A 17,498-nucleotide genomic window follows, 5' to 3' on the forward strand; every position below is an offset into this window, starting at 1 on the left:
GTCGGAGGAACCGGCGGCCAGGGACGGCGAGGTGGTGAACATGGTCGAAGACGTCGAGAAACGCTGGCGCGATCCGCGCGGGTTCCGGCGCGCCGCGACCTACGTCGCTTCGGTGCTCGCCACCGCCGCGCTGGTCTTCCTGCTGGCCGTGCTGTGGGCCGCGCAGCGCGAGTGCGCGGACGCGGACAACCTGCTGTGCGATACCGCCGCGCAGGTCGCTGTGGTGCTCGGGCCGTCGGTGGTGCTGCTGATCGGCGGCATCGGCGCCTTCGTCGAAACCTACGTGCAGTGGCGCCGCGGCCGGACCTGGCCCATCTGGCAGGGCGCGGGTTGGTTCCTGTTCGTGCTGATGGTGGTCTACCTCGGAATCGGCGGCGGCGCGGTGGCGAGCTGATCAGTCGGCGACCCGCACCACCAGCTTGCCGAAGTTGCGGCCCTCGAGCATGCCGATGAACGCCTCGGGTGCGGCGGCCAAGCCGGACACGACGTCCTCGCGGTACCGCACGCGTCCGTCGGCGACCCACTCGCCCATCTCGCGCAAGAATTCCGGATACAGCTCACGGACGAATTCGCTCTGGATGAACCCGCGCACCGTGAGGCTCTTGGTCAGGATCCGGCTGTAGTAGGCGGGCAGCCGGTCCGGGCCCTCCGGGGCGCCGGCGACGTTGTAGTTTGCGATCAGCCCGCAGACGGGCACACGCGCGTAGGTGTTCAGCAGCGGGTACACCGCGTCCGCCACCGCGCCGCCGACGTTCTCGAAATAGACATCGATGCCGTCGGGGACCGCCGCCGCGAGCTGCTCGGCGAAATCGGGAGCGCGGTGGTCGAGTGCGACATCGAATCCGAGTTCGTTCAGATATGCGACCTTGCGCGGGCCGCCCGCGATCCCCACCGTGCGGGCGCCGTCGATCTTGGCGATCTGGCCGACGGCCGAGCCCACCGGTCCGGTGGCCGCGGCGACCACGAGCGTCTCGCCCGGCTGGGGTCTGCCGATCTTGCGCAGTCCGGCGTAGGCGGTGAAGCCGGGCATGCCGAGCACGCCGAGGGCGGTCGAGACCGGAACCCTGCCGGGGTCGAGCTTGCGCAGTCCGCGCGCCGGGACGACGTCATGGGACTGCCACCCCGAATAGGCCAAGACCACATCGCCTTTCGTCAGCGACGGGTCGCGGGATTCGACCACTTCGGCCACGGTCGCGCCGACCATCACCGCGCCGATCTCGACCGGATCGGCGTAGGACTTCGCCGAACTCATCCGGCCCCGCATGTACGGATCGAGCGACAGGTACAGGGTGCGCAGCAGAACTTCGCCTTCGCCCGGAGCGGGGAGTTCCGCGGTCTCGGTCCGGAAATTCTGCGCGGTGGGCGCACCCACCGGCCGGGAAGCAAGCACGATTCGCGTCGACTCGACCATGCGCCCACCCTAGCCTCGAGCGCGGGCGCCACCCGCCGATGTCGGTTCGTGTCCGACGACCACCGCCGCAGCGATTCCGACCGGAGGAAGAAGCCGCCGTTCGCCTCCAATGTCCGGCTCCAGATCCAGCGCGCTCGAGCGCGGTCATGCCCGCTACGCCCGCGACCACGCCGATATCGGCCACGACACCGCGTTCGGCCGGGCTACGGTCCCGACCCGCTGGTCGATGCGCTGCCCTCCCGCGAGTCCGACCGATCCGGAATGTCGCGCGGACCACACTGCTCGCCGACTCGCATCAGCCGGTCCGCGACATACGGTCGGCCCACGTCATCCGTGCCCGCCTGCGGCCCGCACCGGAGGCGGTCGCCGAAACTCGCTACGCGGCAGCCGAATCGATGTGAGCGTCCGGGATATCGACTCGAGCGAGCGGAACATTGGCTCGGACGCGAGGTGTTCGTAGCGTCGGAAGCATGACCTTGGAAATCGGCATCATCCTGCCCACCTCGACGCCGGACCCCGCGAAACCCATCCTCGGCGACGTGCGAGCCGCCGCTCGCCTGGCCGAAGCGAGCGGCCTCGACTCGGTATGGTCCACCGATCATCTCGTGGCCAGCGCGCCGATCCTGGACAGCACCGTGGTGCTGGCCACCGCCGCCGCCGCGACCGATCGCATCCGCATCGGGTACGGCGTGATGCTGCTGGCCTTGCGGCCGGTCGCCTGGGCCGCGAAGCAGATCGCCACGCTGCAGTACGTCTCCGGTGACCGGCTGATCCTCGGTGTCGGCACCGGCAACCCGGCGCACGGGGATGTCGGGTGGCGTGCCGCGGGCGCGTCCTTCGCCGAGCGCGGCCGCCGCACGGACGAGGCGTTGAGTCTGCTGCCCGATCTGGTCGCCGGGCGGCCGGTCGTCCTTCCGGACGGCACCGAGGTCGCCTTGGCGCCAGGTGCGACCATGCCGCCGGTGCTCGTCGCGGGCGACGCCGAACGGGCGCGGCGGCGCGCCGCCGCCTATGCCGAAGGCTGGGTCGCCATCGGACTCGAGCCGAGCGAGATCGGCGCGCACGTAGCCGAATTGTCCGCACTCGCTGCGGAATACGGCCGTCCGCCGCTCACTGTGACGGTCGTCGCGCCCCCGCTGGCCACCGATCCCGGTCAGGCCGCCGAGCAAATGTCCGCCTACGCGGAGGCGGGCGCGGCGCGCGTCGTCCTCGCCCTTCCCGGCCCGGAGTGGCAGGCCGGCTACGAGTTCGCCGCGAAGATCAAGGAGCAGTTGTGAGCGCGGCCTTCACCCGATGCACAACAGTCCCAGCCCGAGGACGAGCAGCACCGCCGCGATCACCGAATCCAGCACGCGCCACGCGCGCGGACGGGCGAACAGCGGGCCGAGCAGGCGCGCGCCGAAGCCCAGTGCGGTGAACCACAGCACGCTGGCCAGCATCGCCCCCGCGCCGAGGAACCAGCGATCCGGGCTCGCGTACGTGCTGGCGAGGGAGCCGAGCAGCACCACGGTGTCCAGGTAGACGTGCGGGTTGAGCCAGGTCAGCGCGAGGGAGGTGACCACCGTCGCGCCGAGCGCCGCGGTGGTCCGCCCGGATTCGGCGCTCAGCGCGGCGGAGCCGAACGCCCGCCGTGCCGCCAGCACCGCATAGCCGATCAGGAACGCCGCCCCGGCGTAACGCGCCACCACGAGCACCTCCGGGGCCGACTGCACGACCACGCCGAACCCGCCGACCCCGGCCGCGATCAGCACGATGTCGGACACCGCGCACACCGTCACCACCGCGAGTACGTGCCTGCCACTGATCCCTTGCCGCAGCACGAACGCATTCTGCGCACCGATCGCCACGATCAACGACAGGCCGAAGCCCAAACCGGACACGGCCGCCACCACCGCCGAGGAAACGCTCACGTCCAGCGACGCTAAGGCCGCGGATCATACCCAGACAAGCTAAAGATTCTTATCTATCATTACGCTTCCTTAATATGGATCTCCAGCTCGACCAGCTCCGCGCACTCGACGCCGTGATCACCGAGGGGACCTTCGACGCCGCGGCCCGACGGCTGAGTGTCACGCCGTCGGCGATCAGTCAGCGGATCAAGGCGCTGGAGGACGCCGCGGGCCGGATTCTCGTGCAGCGCACGAAGCCGGTGCGCGCCACCGAATCGGGGCTGGCCGTCCTGCGCTTGGCCAGGCAGATCCAGTTGTTGACGGGCGATACCGCACGCGAACTCGGCGGCGAACCCTCCGACGGCCCGATCCGGGTGCCCATCGCGGTCAACGCCGATTCCCTGGAGACCTGGGTGCTGCCCGCGCTGGCCCGCGCACCGCGCGGCGTGTGCTTCGAGATCCATCGCGAGGACGAGGAACACACCACGCGTCTGCTGCGCGACGGCACCGTGATGGCGGCGATCACCTCGACCGCCCAGCCGGTGCAGGGCTGCAAGGTCGATCGACTCGGAGCGATTCGCTACCGGCCGATGGCGAGCCCGGAATTCGCCGCCAACTGGTTCGCCGACGGTGCGACGGCGAAGTCCTACGCCGCGGCTCCGGTCGTGCTGTTCGACCGCAAAGACGACCTGCAGGATCGCCTGCTGCGCAGGCGCGGTCGCAAACCGCTGAATCCGCCACGCCACTATGTGCCGTCGTCCACCGGATTCGCCGAGGCGGTCCGGCTCGGGCTCGGCTGGGGGATGCTCCCCGATCTGCAGACCCGCGACGGCCGAGCCGACGGCCGCTTGGTCTCGATCGATCCCGGCGTCGTCATCGATGTCCCGCTGTACTGGCAGCAGTGGCGTCTGGACTCCCCCGCCCTCGGTGCGGTCGCCGCGACCATCGCCGCCGAGGCGGCGAACGTCCTCCGCTGAAATCGGACTTACCCCTTGCCCGGCAACATGTTCCGTTCATGACACCGCCGAGGCAGGGTGCGAGCACCCTGCCCCGGCGGCACCGTATCCGAGAAGGCGCGACCGTGGGCACGGTAGCACCGCCAGTTTGTTCGGAGCCCAGGATGAGTTGGATGGCCGCCGTCCACCGCACCGCACGACACCAGGGCATTCGAGTACCTCGTATCGCTCCGCATCGCGACCCGGCGAGGTAACTTGATCTCCGCACGCCGACCGAAAGCTTCAGCTCCATCCCGCACCCACCCGAGATGCACAGGAGTTCACTTTGGCACGGCACCGTCGCCCGAACCACTCGCGCACCCGCGGCGCGCTCGCCATCGTCGCCGCGCTCGGCATTCTGCTCGCAGGCATCCTCCCCGATGCGGCGGCGCGCCCGATCGGACCCTACGACGTGGGCGGGGCGATCGAAGCGGAGTACGACGAGGCCGGTGGGCCCGCGTTTTTCGGCGACCCCGTCACACCCGAGGACTCCGCCGCGCGCGGCGGCCGCTACCAAGCGTTCGAGCGCGGCTCGTCCATCTACTGGCACCCCGACACCGGTGCCCGTCAGGTCGGTGGCGCCATCCGCGACAAATGGGGCAATCTCGGTTACGAGGGCGGAGCGCTCGGCTACCCCGTGGCGCGGGAGGTGGCGACACCATCGAAGCCGGGAAGCTACAGCGTCTTTCAGAACGGGTCGATCTATTGGTCGCTCGGCACCGCCGCGCATCAGATCGGCGGCGTGATCCGCGACAAGTGGGGTTCCTTCGGCTGGGAGAGCAGCCCGCTCGGGTTCCCCATCACCGACGAATCCCCCGCCCGCGCGGGCAACGGCCGCTACAACCTGTTCGGCGGCGGCGCCATCTATTACGCCCCGCGCACCGGCGCCCATGTCGTCTGGGGATCCATCCGCGAGAACTGGGAGGCCGCGGGGGGCGAAGCCGGGCGTTACGGCTACCCCACCAGCGACGAGTACGACTTCGAGAACGGGAAAGCCCAGGACTTCGAGGGCGGCCGCCTCACATGGACGCCCTGATCGATCGCCCCGGAACGCGCGGCGCACATCAACCGATCGGCCTGCTGAGGAGTTGAACATGCTTGCTGGACGACTGTTCCCGCGTGCCGCCGACGGGCATCGGTTCCGCCTGGAGGACGTCCCGGTGCCGACCCCGGGCCGGGGTCAGGTACTGATCGAGGTGGCGGCCGCCGGTGTCTGCCTGTCGGATGTCCACCTCATCGAGGGCGTGCTGTCGCCGATGTACCTGGCCGGCGACGCGGTCACCCTCGGGCACGAGGTCGCGGGTACGGTGCACACCCTCGGGCCCGAGGTGCAGGGTCCCCAGCCGGGCGACCGGGTATTGTTGCAGGCGGGCGAGATCCGGGACGGCAAAACCTACACCCGCGGTGTGGACTACGACGGCGGCTGGGCGGAATACGCGCTGGCCACCGCGGACACCCTGGTGCCGATTCCCGACGACCTACCGTTCGAGCAGGCCTGTTTCATCCCCGACGCGGTATCGACGCCGTGGGCCGCCATCACCCGTACCGGTCAGGTGCGGGCCGCGGAGTCGGCCGGCGTGTGGGGCGTGGGCGGGCTCGGCGCGCACGGGGTGCAGTTGCTCCGGCTGATCGGCGCCGCGCCGATCATCGCGGTCGATCCCTTGCCCGCCGCCCGGCAGCGCGCGCTCGAATTCGGGGCGGACCTCGCACTCGATCCGTCCGACCCGGAACTGGCGAAAAAGGTGTACGCCGCCACCGCGGGAGCGGGACTCGATGCCGCGTTCGACTTCGCCGGCTTCGCGCCCGTGCGCGAACAAGCCGTCGGATGTCTCGCCGACGAGGGACGCTTGGTGCTGGTCGGGCTCACCGACAAGCCGATCACGATCACCAACGGCACCATCTTCAGTTTTCGGCAACAACAGCTGCGCGGGCATTACGGCTCCGAGCCCGACCATGTGCTCGAACTCGTGCGCCTGCGCCGCGCGCATCGGCTCGATTTCGCCAAGTCGGTGAGTGCCGTGCTCCCCCTGTCCGAAGCGGACAAAGCGGTACACGCGTTGGAAAGCAAGGAGGGCAATCCGATCCGGATCGTGCTGACGCCGTGAACTATCGGCAATCCGGACATCGGAGCGGTTCGCGACGGCTCCGCCGGCGACCCCAACTCGCGTTGGGGTCGCCGTGGCCGAACCAGCCAGTGCCCGAGCCGATCCTCAGACCCCGACCTCGACAGGGATACTGCCACACCACGGCGGCCGCGTCGCATCGGTGATCGTCCATCGGTACGTACATGCGCGCGTGCATGTGCATTGGCGCCACCGGTCTCGAAAACCGCGAAAATCGAGGTGAACGCAGGCTGATCGATAACGAATCAGTATCGGATGCAATGCGCCGATATCGAACTGTTACCTTCCGCCGATCGCATTTCACCGAGTTCTCGCCGACGACAACGGATTTCACGTCACGCAACGAGGATTCGATTCGGAGCCTTTACTCTCCGCCGCTCCGCGCCGACCGACCGGTTTCCGAACGCACGACGCCGTCCCGCCATCGACAGCACGCCGCGGCGACTCCTTGATCGCCCGCGACCCTTTTGGCAAACTTCCCGCGCCGAGCCGGGCGCACACACGTGGAGCACGGATACCGCACTCGGAAACGACGATCGAGTCAGTCCTATTCGCCGGATTGCGGCTCGGTGAGCAGCTCGCGCAGGAAGCGCACGCTCTCGGCCGGGGAAAGCGCCTCCACGCTGATCCGGTTCATGACCGACATGTACAGCTCGACATCGCGCTGTTTGTCGAAATACAGGGAACTGGTGAGCTGCTCGGTGTAGACGATGTCGGGCAGCTCGGGCTCGGGAAACCGGAGGATGCTGAACGGGCCGCCCGCGGCGGAGTGCCCACCCGCCGCATACGGCAGCACCTGGATCCGGATGCTGGGACGGTCGGCCATCGCGACCAGATGCTCGATCTGCTCGCGCAGCACCTCCACTCCGCCGACCGGCCTGCGCAGCGCGTTCTCGTCGATGACAGCCCATAGCGTGGGAGCGGCGGCACGGTAGAGGATCTGCTGGCGGCGCATGCGGATGGCGACGCGGCGTTCGGTCTCGTCGGTATTGCCCAGCTGGATCACCGCCCGTGCGTAATCGGCGGTCTGCAGCAGCCCGGGGACGAACTGCGCCTCGTAGGTGCGGATCGTGGTGGCGGCCTGTTCGAGGCCGATGTAGGTCTCGAACCACGCCGGGAGCAGATCGCTGTAGTGCTGCCACCACCCCGGTCGTTGGCCCGCCGAGCCAGTTCGAAGTACGTTTCGCGTTCAGCGGGCTCGACAACTCCGTAGAGGTTCAGCAGGTCGTGCAGATCGCGTTCCTTGAACCCGGTCCGGCCCAGCTCCAGCCTGCTGATCTTGGCATGCGATCCACGGATCGCGTCGCCCGCCGCCTCCCTGCTGATTCCGCAGCCGTCGCGCAGCTGACGCAACCGGCTGCCGAGCGCGATCCGCAGTACCGTCGGACCACGTTCTGCCGCAGGGAATTCGGCGTTGTCACCACTGTCCTCGTCGTTGGTCATGCATGCCTCCGGCCGATCGGGGGTTAGACCGCGCGGCGTAGTGCCTCCACCATCACAGCTGTCGGAACGTCGGCTGACGATCCTACTCGGCCGCACGCAAACGCCGGCCCGGACGCGAGCGCGCGCCGCGAATCGGATACGCACGAATGGATTCGCAAGAGCGCCAACGCAATATCCGGGCCGGATTCCCCGGCGCGCCGAGACGGCTGTGCGTAGAGTCGCCCCCGACGGTGGCCACGCGGAGGAGGAGCGCCATGACGTCGGCAGAGGGATCGACCCGACTAGCGGGTGTGGACCCGGAGATACCCAGTATCGCGCGGGTGTACGACTATGCCCTCGGCGGGACGGACTGGTTCGAGTCCGACCGGCAGGTGTACCAGCGCTTGAAGAAGGCGGTGCCGCACCAGGACGACGTCGGCGCCGCGAATCGGCGCTGGCTCGAGCGGGTGGTCCGGTACGTCACGCGGTCGGCGGGCGTCGACCAGGTTCTCGATCTGGGCAGTGGGCTGCCCACGCAGAAGAACACCCACGAGGTCGCCCAGGAACTCGGCGCCGAGGTCGCGGTGGTCTACGTGGACAACGACCCGATCTGCGCCGCGCGCGGGCGCAAGCTGCTGGAAGCCAACGAACGCACGCACTTTCTCGACCTGGACCTGACCCGGCCGGACGACGTGCTCGACGACCCCGCGGTCAACGGCTACCTCGATCTGACCCGACCGGTGCTGCTGATGCAGTGCGGCACCTTGCACCACGTCGACGACGATCGGGACCCCGCGGGCATCATGCGGCGGTATATCGATCGCCTCGCCCCTGGATCCTATGTGATGATCAGCCACTTCTTCGATCCGGCCGCCGAGAGCGAACAACTGCACGCGCTGGCCAGACTGGCCGAACGAGCACTGCACGACGGGGGCCTCGGCACCGGACGCTGGCGCACCCGCGCGGAGATCCAGGCTTTCTTCGACGGATTGGAGATGGTTCCACCGGGATTGGTGGAGTTGCACGAATGGTGGCCCGGCGGCCCAGCGCTGCGCACGCCGTGGCCGGATGAACGTCTCATGCTCGGCGGCGTCGGCCGCAAAACCTGAACCCGTCCCCCCACCACGGAGCCCGACATGACATCGAACGACGTGCGGATCACCGATCAGGACATCCAGGACAAGCTGACCGGTGTCCTCGGCCTCACCAGCATCGACCTCGCCACGTCGAAAGCGGGCGTGAACTGGTGCTCGAACGCGTTCTTCGCCGAACTGAACGGCGATCCGTTCCGCTTGACGCTCGTGCTCGAGTCGGGCGGACGGACGTTGGACTGCTTGCGCGCCAATCCCAGCATCGGAGTCAAGGTCGTCCCCGCCGGATTCCTCAACCCGTTCGCACAAGGCCTCGGCACGGCCGTGGTCCGCACCGGCGCGAGCGAACGGGAGGAGACGTTCCGGACGCTGTTACGGAAGGAGCCACAGATCGAACCGTTCTTGTCCACGCCCATCGAGGCGGTGGAGGTGCACATCGACTGGTGGCGCGTGACGCATGTCCAGGGCGGGTGGCTGCCCGGACGAGTGCTGTACCGGCCCGGCGCGTCCTGAGTCATCGCCCGCAACCGATGAATACCGACCGGTTCCCATGCTCGGTCGCGCTCGGCAAGACCACCATGGGTTCACGAAAGCAGCACTGGCCGAATGCATCCGCACGGATTGCTCCCCGATTCGGCGGTCCCTAGGCTGGTGAGCCAGGCGACGGAAACTAGAGAGAGGTCTCCATGTCCGATCCCGCTCCCCAGACCGGTGTCCGCGCGCCGGTAGGCGTGGACACGACTCGCGCGAGCATCGCCCGCGTCTACGACGCCACCCTCGGTGGCAAGGACAACTACGAAGTAGACCGCTACGTACGCGACCGAGTCGCCGAAGTCGCACCGCGGCAGAGCGACGTGGCCCGCATGAATCGCCGCTGGCTGCACCGCGTCGTGCGCTATCTGGCCGGGACCGTCGGCATCGGCCAATTCCTCGACATCGGCGCGGGTCTGCCCACCGTCGGCAACACACACGAGATCGCGCAACAGCAGAATCCCGCGGCGCGCGTGGTGTACGTCGACAACGATCCGGTGTGCAACATCCACGGCCGCGTACTGCTCGAGCGCAACGAGTTCACCCATTTCGTGCCCGCGGATCTGACCGCCCCGCAAACCCTGCTGGCGAACTCCGAGGTGACCCAGCACCTCGACCTCACCCGACCGCTGGCGCTGATCCTGTGCGGCATCCTGCACCACGTCGACGACGATCTCGATCCGGCGGGGATCATGCGTCAGTACATCGATGCGCTGCCCGCCGGCTCCTACGTCGCGATCACGCATTTCTACGATCCCGCCGACGGCGGCGAGGCGCACGAGATGGCCATCGAGCTGCAACGGCGTTTCACCGAAATGGGCCTGGGCTCCGGGTGGTACCGCACCCGGGAGCAGATCGCCTCGTACTTCGGCGATCTGGAACTGATCGAGCCCGGTCTGGTCGAACTCGACGACTGGTGGCCGATGGGGCCCGCGCTGCGGCCGCGGCTGACGGAGGAACGTCTGCTGCTCGGCGGCGTCGGCTACAAGTCCGGATCGTCGAACGGCGTCGTGACCCCCCTGCGCCGCCGGGCGACCGAGGACGACCTATCGGATCCCCCCGAACGAATCGGCTGAAAGGTAACTGCCGCGATGATATACGACGACCTGAGCGGACCGGATCTACGCGAAGACCGGTGGCGCTTCCTCGAAGTCCCCCTCGGACCGGACCAGACGTGGCGCTACGCCGACCCGGCCGCCCGCAGCGAGGTCGGCGAGGGCGCGGTATCGGTCCGGATCGACGCCTTCACCCGATCCCACGCCGAGGTCCAGATTCTGGATAACCCGAAGCATCTGCTGGTGTCGACGGAAACGTTCGATCTCACCGGCGGACCACGGACCTTCGCGGTCGAGCTGGCGGCGGAGAACATCGGCGTCACCGGCGAGGACTACCGGGACGGCTTCGCCGCGTTCAACGTCCTCGACATGAGCAGCGCCCAGGTCTTCGACCTCATCGCGACGAGCAGGCACGCGTACGCCATTCACGAGCGGCTGTTCGTGCCGGGCGTCGTCCCCGCGGAGGAGGCGTTCACCCACGTCGTGCACGCTCCCTTGGCAGGGGTCGACATCAAACCCGGCGAGTTCCACCGCTACAGCGTCACCATCGACCGTGCCGCGGGCACCGCAGGCTGGTACGTCGACGACATCCCGGTGTACACCACGCGCGCGCCGCAGTTGCCGGAGACGGTGCAGATCGGTTTCGGCATCATCACCCTGCATCCGATCGAAGACGGGCGCAGCACATCGCTGCGCGGGCAGGGACTGCACGCGTCGTGGCGCGACTTCACCGTGGCGTGACCGGATCCCGACCTTCGCGCGGAGTTCCCCGAAAAAGAATGGCGCCCAGCCACACTCGGCTGGGCGCCAGGGTTGCCACCGCCTGCGGGGCGGCCGCTGCCGCCGATCAGACGCTCTCCTTGCGCGGCCATTCGACATTGCGCGGGCGGGCGTACTCGTCCGCCAGGGCGTCCTCCTCGTTCATGTCGTACTCGTAGTCGTATTCGTCCGACTCCGCACGGCGGCGCGGATCCCACACCATCGCCACGGCCGACACGGCCAACAAGGTCACGACAATTGCCGCGATGACTACATAGAGCACGTCTTCCACCCTCCTGAAGTAGACCGAACAGCACGCAGCCGTGCCGGATAAGCAACGCGCACAGCTTGTTTCACGCCGCTGGCATAGTAAGCCTGGCTGCCGGAAACCGGACATTCCGACGGCGGTTACCGACCGGTCGCCCCCGGATGCGGGCCGGTCGGCAACTCCTGCCGAATCCGCGGAAACGCCTCCGCGAATCTTCAGCGTCGCTTAGGCTCGTCACCGTCCCGGTGGCTCCGGGACATCCGGCGCGGCACCGCACGCCCAAGCGTGCCGCGATCGCTGGTGGTAGCGGTGGGGTTCACCCGAATAGATGAACCTCGCCGTCCCCCATTTTCTATGAAATCCGAAGGACATTCAGTGGGAATCACCCGCATTGGGCATCCTTCGAGCTACCGTCTTCGGTCATGGACGACATCGAACTGCAGCCACCGACCGTCGCCTCCGCCAAGCAGACCGGCCTGGTCCTGGACATCGCCGCGCTCGACATCCACAACCCGCTCGCCCGGCCGGGCGAGATCACCTATCCCTATGTTCGCTGCACCGACCACCGGGTTCTGCGGCTACCCGAGCCGTTGCACCGGTGGGCCACCGAAACGATCGCCCTCAACCACACCAAGCACGCCACCGGCGCGCTGCCCCTGTTCCCCGGACAGGTCGAGTTCGGCATCCTCGACGGCACCATGTACGCCGAAGTCCTCTGACCAGCCTCGAGCCCGGCAGACCCGGCCGGGCTCTTCCGGGTCACGGGGATTCGCCGTAGCAGCCAGGCGGATTCGGCACCTCCGCTCGATCACTACCGCGCGCTCCCCCATCACGCGATGAAGGCGCGGATACGTTCCCTGCCGCTCGCGCACAGATGGCGATCCGCCCGCGTCGTGGCGACCTCGCGCCGGCTCACGTCGACGCGGGCGCCATGCGACGCTGTTGTCCCTGTTCGGTCCGGTCGGCAGCAGTTGCCGGTACCGCACCCGACCAGCAAGCCCGGCCCGAGCGAATGGGGCTGCGTGACAAGAAAATGCCTGGTGGCCGCCCATTTCGGGTACGCGTGTGGCGCGGGTTGCGGGCGCACGACACACTGGAGCCCGTGAATCGCATGTCAACCCGACACCGCCGCGGATCGGACGGCCTGCCGTGACCGATCTCGCCCGCGGTGAGAACCGCCCCGCGCCCGGCGACCGGCTGGCGGTGACCGTCACCTGCTCGGCTCCCGTCGACGTATCGGCGCTGCTGCTGAACTCGGCGGGGCGCGTGCGCTCCGATGCCGATTTCGTGTTCTTCAATCAACCGGTCGCCCCTGGCGTCACCTACCGGCACGGCCAGGGCGGGGGCGACGTGGTGGACATCCAGACCGGCGCGCTGCCCAGCGACGTGGACCGCGTCGTGGTCACCGCGAGCCTCGACGGCAGCGGGCCACCGACTTTCGCCGCCGCGGGCTCGCTGCGCGCGACCATCGCGTCTTCGTCGAGCACACTCGCCTTTCCGATGACGGGCTTGAGCACCGAGACCGCCGTGGTGTGCGTGGAGATCTACCGCCGCGGCGGCGGATGGAAAGTGCGTGCGGTCGGCCAGGGGTACGACAACGGTTTGGCTGGTATCGCAACGGCTTTCGGTGTGAACATCGATGATGAACCGGCCCAGCCGACCTCGTCACCCGCTCCCGCACCGGCATACCGACCTGCGCCGCCCCCGGCACAACAACCTGCGCCACCTCCCGCGTACCAGCCCGCGCCCCCGCCCGCCTATCCACCGCAACCGGCCTATTCCGCGCCGGCCGCCGCGGTGCCGCCACCACCGATGCCCTCACCTCAGCAAGGAGCGCTGCCGATGCAGAGCGAACTGTTCGCCCCCAGCCACGCCGAAGTCACCGGCGCGGGCATCCAGAAGCAGGGCGGCAAGATGATCAAGGTGGCCGTCAACGGCGAGGTCATGGCTCGGGCCGGATCGATGGTCGCCTACCAGGGCGATCTGCAGTTCCAGGCGCTCGGCGCGGGCGGGATCGGCCGAGCGATCCAGCAGCGGTTGACCGGTGAGGGCGTTCCGCTGATGAAGGTGTCCGGGCGCGGCGACCTGTTCGTCGCCAACGGCGCCGCCGACGTGCACACCATTGATTTGGACGGCACCGACGGCCTCACCATCAACGGCGCCAATGTGCTCGCCTTCGATTCCGGCCTACGCTACGACATCCGGATGGTGCAGGGCGCCGCCGGATTCGCGAGCAACGCCGGGTTGTTCAACTGCGTCTTCACCGGCCGCGGCCGCATCGCCATCACCACGCACGGTACGCCCGTGGTGCTCAACGTCGACCAGCCGACCTACGCCGATCCGCAGGCGGCGGTGGCGTGGTCGTCGAGCCTGCAGACCGGCATCAAACGCAATGATTCGTTCGGGCTGGGCAGGCTGATGGGCCGCAGCACCGGCGAGGGGATGACGCTGTCGTTCTCCGGACGCGGCTTCGTCATCGTGCAGCCGTCGGAGCTGCCGCCGGGCGGTTTCGTCGGAGGCACCGGCGGCGGGCAGGAGGCCGGCCAGAGCGGCGGTGTGCTGGGCGGCCTGTTCGGCTGACCCGCGAGTTCGGCGTTCAAGCCTGGAGCGATACGAGTTCCACGACGGTGATGTCCGACGGTGCGCCGACCCGCACCGGCGGGCCCCACGCCCCGGCCCCTCTCGTGACGTACAGCTGGGTGTCGCCGTACCGTTCCAGCCCGGCGACGGTCGGATTCGCCAGGCCCGCAAGGTAATTGCCCGGCCAGAGCTGGCCGCCGTGGGTGTGGCCGGACAGCTGCAGGTCGACGCCGTGCGCCACCGCGTCCTCGATCAGCACGGGCTGGTGCGCCAGCAGCACGGCGGTGCGCGTGCGGTCGCGGTCGCCGAGCGCCTTGCCGAAGTCCGGGCCCTGTCCGGTTCGCTCGCCCTGCACGTCGTTCACGCCCGCCAGGTCGAAGCCGGGCAGTTCGGTACGGGCGTTCGCGAGCAGGTGCATGCCGAGTTCCTGAACATGCTCCACCCACTGCTCGGCGCCGGAGAAGTACTCGTGGTTCCCGGTCACGAAGAACGCACCGTGGCGGGCACGCAGTCCGGCCAGCGGCTCGACGGCCGAGCGGAGGTGTTCGACGCTGCCGTCCACCAGGTCGCCGACGACCGCGATGAGGTCGGGCCGGGTGTCGTTGACGGTGCGCACCACGCGTTCGGCGAAGCCGCGTCCCAGGGTCGGGCCGAGATGCACGTCGCTCACCACCGCGATGCGGAACCCGTCCGCTCGGCGCGGCAACTTCGCCAGCGGCACGGCGACCCGCTTCACACTGGGTCCGTCCAGCACGTCATGGGCGCCGATGCCGACCGTGGTCGCGGCCGCCGCGACGGCGGCGCCACCCATCACCCGCGCGACGAAGACACGGCGCGGCACCCGGGTCAGCGAGGACTCGGCCGGAGCGGTCGTGCCCCGCGGGGACTCCGGAGCGGAGACGGTTCTCGCCGAGGTGGAACCGCTTTCCGCTGAAGACTCCAGCTCAGACCCGGCCCTCGCCAGCGACTCCGGCCCAGCCCCAGCTCCAACCGACGAATCCAGCCCAGCCCCAGCTCCAACCGACGAATCCAGCCCAGCCCCAGCTCCAACCGACGAATCCAGCCCAGCCCCAGCTCCAACCGACGAATCCAGCGCTGACCCAGCTCCCGCTGACGGCTTCAGCCCAGACTTGGGCCCCGCCAACGACTCCGGGCCCGCTGGGGCCTCCGCCCCAGACCCCGCCCCCGCCGACGACTCGGGCCCCAGCCCGACTCCCGCTGAGAGCTCCAGCTCAGACCCGGCCCTCGCCAACGACTCCGGCCTCGCCGACGACTCGGGCCCCAGCCCGACTCCCGCTGGGAACTCCAGCTCAGACCTGGCCCCCGCCAACGACTCCTGCACGGCTCCCGCCGAGGAACCCGGTCCCAACCCGGCTCCCGCCACGGACTCCGACGCGAACCCGGTTTCCGCATGTGTCTTCGGTTCGCGTGGCACCCGGCCTCGATCAGACCAGCGCAGCGCCAAAGCTCGAATCGGCTCGCCGGCCACCAGCGCGAGCAGCAGGTATATGAACAACGCGCCCCACAGGTAGCCGGGCCAGGCGATGATCCGGATCAACGCGAACGGAGCGGACGCCAACTCCGCCACCGTCGTGCCCAACAGCAGCAAGGGTCCTGCCAAAACAACGGCGGTGCCGACGCGACGCGTGCGGGAACCCGCTGTGGTCGTGTCCCGCACGAGTCGCCGCCATATATACCAGTGCGCGCCGACCACCGTGAGCACGACGACTCCCACGAGAACGAGCACGGCGACACCGACCAGAACACTCTTCACGACCACGGCGGCACTCTCTGTGAACATTCGGCTTGCGCGGCATCAACTTACGTCACAGCGCGGGCCGCGCAGAGCCGGCGACTTCCCGGTGCCGGTTATCTCGTTCGTTCCAGCACGCCGCGCAGAAATGCCGCTTGACCCGCATGCTGCAGATCGTCCGAGATCACGCTGACCAGCCGCACACCCAGGGTCACCGGCGGATCCCATCGGGTGTCCACGACGCGGTCCAGATCGCCGTCCACCAGTCCCCGGACGAAGCGCAGCGTCTGTTCGTGCACCGCGTCGTAATACCCCGTGAGCAACTCGGCGGGCGCTCGGACCGCCGCCACGTCGGCGGGCTGGTCGCCGTAGCCGGTCGCGCCTTTGTCGATGGGTAGCCCGAAGCGGTCGTACCAGCCATGGGCGGTCCAGACCTGCTCGATACCGGCCACATCCGCGATGTGGTCGTCCTGCACACGAGTCAGATGCCAGATCAACCACGCGATCGAGTTGGCGCCGGCATCGATCCGGTGAGCGAGGATGTCCTCCCCCAGTCCGTCGACCGCTTCGTGCACCACCTCCCTGATCCGCTCGTAAGCGTCGGTCAGCACGTCGGCACTGGTCGCCATCAGTCGACTCCTCTCGAGTGTCCGCTGACCCGACGGTACCCAGCGTGACCGCCCGGCACGAGCGCCGACATACGTGCCGCGAATTTTCGCACGACCGAACCACATTGAACGTACCGTTATTCAACGGTACGATGCGTGGTGGTGAGATTGGGTCGATGACCTTCCGAATCGGTCACCGACCGGACGATGACGTACCGAAGTGAGGAAGTACCGATGATTCACGACGTCGAGACCGGACGCGCCCGGCGAGCGGTTGTCCGCGTGGCGATGGTCGCCGCGCTCGCACTGACCCCCGTTGCCGCGGCCGCCGTGCCCGCGGTCGCCGCACCCGCTGTGGCGCAGCCGACCGTTACACAGACGGCCCAGGCCGACGAGATCCACGGCGGCTGGCACCGCCACGGCGGGTGGGGCCACGGCGGCTACGGCGGCTGGGGTGGCTACGGCGGATGGGGCGGCTACGGCGGCTACTGGGGTAGCCCGTTCGGCTACTGGGGCAGCCCGTTCGGCGTCTGGCCCGGCATCGCCTGGCTGCTGCCCGGCTCCGGTAGCGCGTTCTGAGACCAACGATCCGCACAGTCGGCCAGGTGATCCCGGCTCCGCGCGGCATCACGAGCGCGGAACCGGAATCATCTGCCGCCGTGGGCGAGACGGCTGGCGGCCGCAGCGCGGGCGCTATCTCGCCGACCACATCTGGACCCGGTCACCGGCTACGACACCGGACCCGGCGCACTACCGGCGCCGCGGCCACCGCTCACCTGAGTGCAGTGGGGGCATTGACGCAGCATCCCCGCAGCGCCCAGCTGTCGCTATTGACTGAATCGCTCTCGGAACCAGGACTTTTTGCTGAAATCGCCCCACGCGCTTGACCAATTTTGCTGCGCCGCAGGCCAATAGCACATATTCGGCAATCGGCAGCATCGTATCGACGAAACCACCAGTGTCCCCGCATAATTCATGCGCGCATTCGTCGCGAGCGCGGCACGGATTTTTCC

19 protein-coding genes are annotated in these 17,498 nt (G+C 68.7%); 12 read left to right on the forward strand and 7 right to left on the reverse strand.

The genetic code is table 11. The features are described from left to right. The first annotated feature begins 40 nt into the window (after positions 1-40). Positions 41-394, forward strand: coding sequence for a hypothetical protein (locus ACIHAX_RS24790; RefSeq protein ID WP_355080497.1), 354 nt, complete (start codon positions 41-43; stop codon positions 392-394). On the opposite strand, the gene ACIHAX_RS24795 is transcribed toward ACIHAX_RS24790, so the two are convergent. Then, entirely contained in the window at positions 395-1,411 is a 1,017-nt protein-coding gene (locus ACIHAX_RS24795; RefSeq protein WP_364433429.1) for an NADP-dependent oxidoreductase, read from the reverse strand. Positions 1,412-1,881: 470 nt separating this feature from the next. Here ACIHAX_RS24795 and ACIHAX_RS24800 point away from each other — a divergent pair, with 470 nt between their 5' ends. Continuing rightward, positions 1,882-2,688 (forward strand): LLM class flavin-dependent oxidoreductase, encoded by an 807-nt coding sequence (locus ACIHAX_RS24800; RefSeq protein WP_397279804.1) that lies wholly within the window; start codon positions 1,882-1,884, stop codon positions 2,686-2,688. 9 nt (positions 2,689-2,697) lie between these two features. Here the strand turns inward: ACIHAX_RS24800 and ACIHAX_RS24805 are convergent, their stop codons facing one another. Then, positions 2,698-3,321: a LysE/ArgO family amino acid transporter gene (locus tag ACIHAX_RS24805; RefSeq protein WP_364433433.1), complete on the reverse strand. Its 624-nt coding sequence runs from the start codon at positions 3,319-3,321 to the stop codon at positions 2,698-2,700. Between the two features lie 74 nt (positions 3,322-3,395). Here ACIHAX_RS24805 and ACIHAX_RS24810 point away from each other — a divergent pair, with 74 nt between their 5' ends. From ACIHAX_RS24810 to ACIHAX_RS24820, 3 genes are all read left to right on the forward strand, one after another. Then, positions 3,396-4,277 carry a LysR family transcriptional regulator ArgP gene (locus ACIHAX_RS24810; RefSeq protein ID WP_397279807.1) on the forward strand — a complete coding sequence of 294 codons (882 nt, stop codon included), beginning with the start codon at positions 3,396-3,398 and terminating at the stop codon, positions 4,275-4,277. A 304-nt stretch (positions 4,278-4,581) separates the two neighbouring features. Next, positions 4,582-5,331 carry a hypothetical protein gene (locus ACIHAX_RS24815; protein ID WP_355080507.1) on the forward strand — a complete coding sequence of 250 codons (750 nt, stop codon included), beginning with the start codon at positions 4,582-4,584 and terminating at the stop codon, positions 5,329-5,331. A 58-nt stretch (positions 5,332-5,389) separates the two neighbouring features. Beyond that, complete coding sequence (locus tag ACIHAX_RS24820; RefSeq protein ID WP_355080509.1) at positions 5,390-6,400, forward strand: zinc-binding dehydrogenase; 1,011 nt, start codon at positions 5,390-5,392, stop codon at positions 6,398-6,400. Positions 6,401-6,965: 565 nt separating this feature from the next. Here ACIHAX_RS24820 and ACIHAX_RS24825 read toward each other — a convergent pair. Together ACIHAX_RS24825 and ACIHAX_RS24830 are read right to left on the reverse strand one after the other, a co-directional pair. Next, complete coding sequence (locus tag ACIHAX_RS24825) at positions 6,966-7,514, reverse strand: DUF5753 domain-containing protein (protein WP_397279927.1); 549 nt, start codon at positions 7,512-7,514, stop codon at positions 6,966-6,968. Next, positions 7,421-7,861 (reverse strand): helix-turn-helix domain-containing protein, encoded by a 441-nt coding sequence (locus ACIHAX_RS24830; protein WP_397279810.1) that lies wholly within the window; start codon positions 7,859-7,861, stop codon positions 7,421-7,423. The genes ACIHAX_RS24825 and ACIHAX_RS24830 overlap by 94 nt, the downstream gene beginning before the upstream one ends. 254 nt (positions 7,862-8,115) lie before the next feature. Here ACIHAX_RS24830 and ACIHAX_RS24835 point away from each other — a divergent pair, with 254 nt between their 5' ends. From ACIHAX_RS24835 to ACIHAX_RS24850, 4 genes are all read left to right on the forward strand, one after another. After that, positions 8,116-8,949, forward strand: coding sequence for an SAM-dependent methyltransferase (locus ACIHAX_RS24835; RefSeq protein WP_355080513.1), 834 nt, complete (start codon positions 8,116-8,118; stop codon positions 8,947-8,949). A 27-nt stretch (positions 8,950-8,976) separates the two neighbouring features. Beyond that, a complete protein-coding gene (locus ACIHAX_RS24840; RefSeq protein ID WP_397279812.1) occupies positions 8,977-9,444 on the forward strand; it encodes a hypothetical protein in 468 nt (155 codons plus the stop codon). A 173-nt stretch (positions 9,445-9,617) separates the two neighbouring features. Continuing rightward, positions 9,618-10,538, forward strand: a complete 921-nt coding sequence (locus tag ACIHAX_RS24845; protein WP_356965310.1) for an SAM-dependent methyltransferase — start codon at positions 9,618-9,620, stop codon at positions 10,536-10,538. A gap of 15 nt (positions 10,539-10,553) precedes the next feature. Continuing rightward, positions 10,554-11,258 (forward strand): DUF6081 family protein, encoded by a 705-nt coding sequence (locus ACIHAX_RS24850; RefSeq protein ID WP_397279814.1) that lies wholly within the window; start codon positions 10,554-10,556, stop codon positions 11,256-11,258. A 106-nt stretch (positions 11,259-11,364) separates the two neighbouring features. Here ACIHAX_RS24850 and ACIHAX_RS24855 read toward each other — a convergent pair whose 3' ends face one another. Next, positions 11,365-11,559 carry a hypothetical protein gene (locus tag ACIHAX_RS24855; protein ID WP_356965312.1) on the reverse strand — a complete coding sequence of 65 codons (195 nt, stop codon included), beginning with the start codon at positions 11,557-11,559 and terminating at the stop codon, positions 11,365-11,367. Positions 11,560-11,966: 407 nt separating this feature from the next. Here ACIHAX_RS24855 and ACIHAX_RS24860 point away from each other — a divergent pair, with 407 nt between their 5' ends. Together ACIHAX_RS24860 and ACIHAX_RS24865 are read left to right on the forward strand one after the other, a co-directional pair. Further along, the gene (locus ACIHAX_RS24860) at positions 11,967-12,263 is read left to right on the forward strand and encodes a hypothetical protein (protein ID WP_355076333.1); all 297 of its coding nucleotides are present in this window, start codon (positions 11,967-11,969) and stop codon (positions 12,261-12,263) included. A gap of 430 nt (positions 12,264-12,693) precedes the next feature. Further along, entirely contained in the window at positions 12,694-14,124 is a 1,431-nt protein-coding gene (locus ACIHAX_RS24865) for an AIM24 family protein (protein WP_397279816.1), read from the forward strand. A 16-nt stretch (positions 14,125-14,140) separates the two neighbouring features. On the opposite strand, the gene ACIHAX_RS24870 is transcribed toward ACIHAX_RS24865, so the two are convergent. Further along, the gene (locus tag ACIHAX_RS24870; RefSeq protein ID WP_397279818.1) at positions 14,141-14,965 is read right to left on the reverse strand and encodes a metallophosphoesterase; all 825 of its coding nucleotides are present in this window, start codon (positions 14,963-14,965) and stop codon (positions 14,141-14,143) included. A 1,028-nt stretch (positions 14,966-15,993) separates the two neighbouring features. Then, positions 15,994-16,506: a DUF664 domain-containing protein gene (locus ACIHAX_RS24875; protein WP_355076339.1), complete on the reverse strand. Its 513-nt coding sequence runs from the start codon at positions 16,504-16,506 to the stop codon at positions 15,994-15,996. 213 nt (positions 16,507-16,719) lie between these two features. Here ACIHAX_RS24875 and ACIHAX_RS24880 point away from each other — a divergent pair, with 213 nt between their 5' ends. Beyond that, positions 16,720-17,064, forward strand: coding sequence for a hypothetical protein (locus ACIHAX_RS24880; RefSeq protein ID WP_364433454.1), 345 nt, complete (start codon positions 16,720-16,722; stop codon positions 17,062-17,064). The last annotated feature ends 434 nt before the right edge of the window (positions 17,065-17,498 follow it).

The organism is Nocardia sp. NPDC051929 (assembly GCF_044548645.1).
Lineage (GTDB): Bacteria > Actinomycetota > Actinomycetes > Mycobacteriales > Mycobacteriaceae > Nocardia > Nocardia sichangensis.

What these genes read in the sequence shown, in the direction of transcription:
- ACIHAX_RS24860 (WP_355076333.1), top strand. Translation starts at nt 11,967, where the DNA reads ATGGACGACATCGAACTGCAGCCACCGACCGTCGCCTCCGCCAAGCAG.
- ACIHAX_RS24820 (WP_355080509.1), top strand. Translation starts at nt 5,390, where the DNA reads ATGCTTGCTGGACGACTGTTCCCGCGTGCCGCCGACGGGCATCGGTTC.
- ACIHAX_RS24875 (WP_355076339.1), bottom strand. Translation starts at nt 16,506, where the DNA reads ATGGCGACCAGTGCCGACGTGCTGACCGACGCTTACGAGCGGATCAGG.
- ACIHAX_RS24880 (WP_364433454.1), top strand. Translation starts at nt 16,720, where the DNA reads ATGATTCACGACGTCGAGACCGGACGCGCCCGGCGAGCGGTTGTCCGC.
- ACIHAX_RS24810 (WP_397279807.1), top strand. Translation starts at nt 3,396, where the DNA reads ATGGATCTCCAGCTCGACCAGCTCCGCGCACTCGACGCCGTGATCACC.
- ACIHAX_RS24800 (WP_397279804.1), top strand. Translation starts at nt 1,882, where the DNA reads ATGACCTTGGAAATCGGCATCATCCTGCCCACCTCGACGCCGGACCCC.
- ACIHAX_RS24845 (WP_356965310.1), top strand. Translation starts at nt 9,618, where the DNA reads ATGTCCGATCCCGCTCCCCAGACCGGTGTCCGCGCGCCGGTAGGCGTG.
- ACIHAX_RS24830 (WP_397279810.1), bottom strand. Translation starts at nt 7,861, where the DNA reads ATGACCAACGACGAGGACAGTGGTGACAACGCCGAATTCCCTGCGGCA.
- ACIHAX_RS24835 (WP_355080513.1), top strand. Translation starts at nt 8,116, where the DNA reads ATGACGTCGGCAGAGGGATCGACCCGACTAGCGGGTGTGGACCCGGAG.
- ACIHAX_RS24790 (WP_355080497.1), top strand. Translation starts at nt 41, where the DNA reads ATGGTCGAAGACGTCGAGAAACGCTGGCGCGATCCGCGCGGGTTCCGG.
- ACIHAX_RS24840 (WP_397279812.1), top strand. Translation starts at nt 8,977, where the DNA reads ATGACATCGAACGACGTGCGGATCACCGATCAGGACATCCAGGACAAG.
- ACIHAX_RS24850 (WP_397279814.1), top strand. Translation starts at nt 10,554, where the DNA reads ATGATATACGACGACCTGAGCGGACCGGATCTACGCGAAGACCGGTGG.
- ACIHAX_RS24795 (WP_364433429.1), bottom strand. Translation starts at nt 1,411, where the DNA reads ATGGTCGAGTCGACGCGAATCGTGCTTGCTTCCCGGCCGGTGGGTGCG.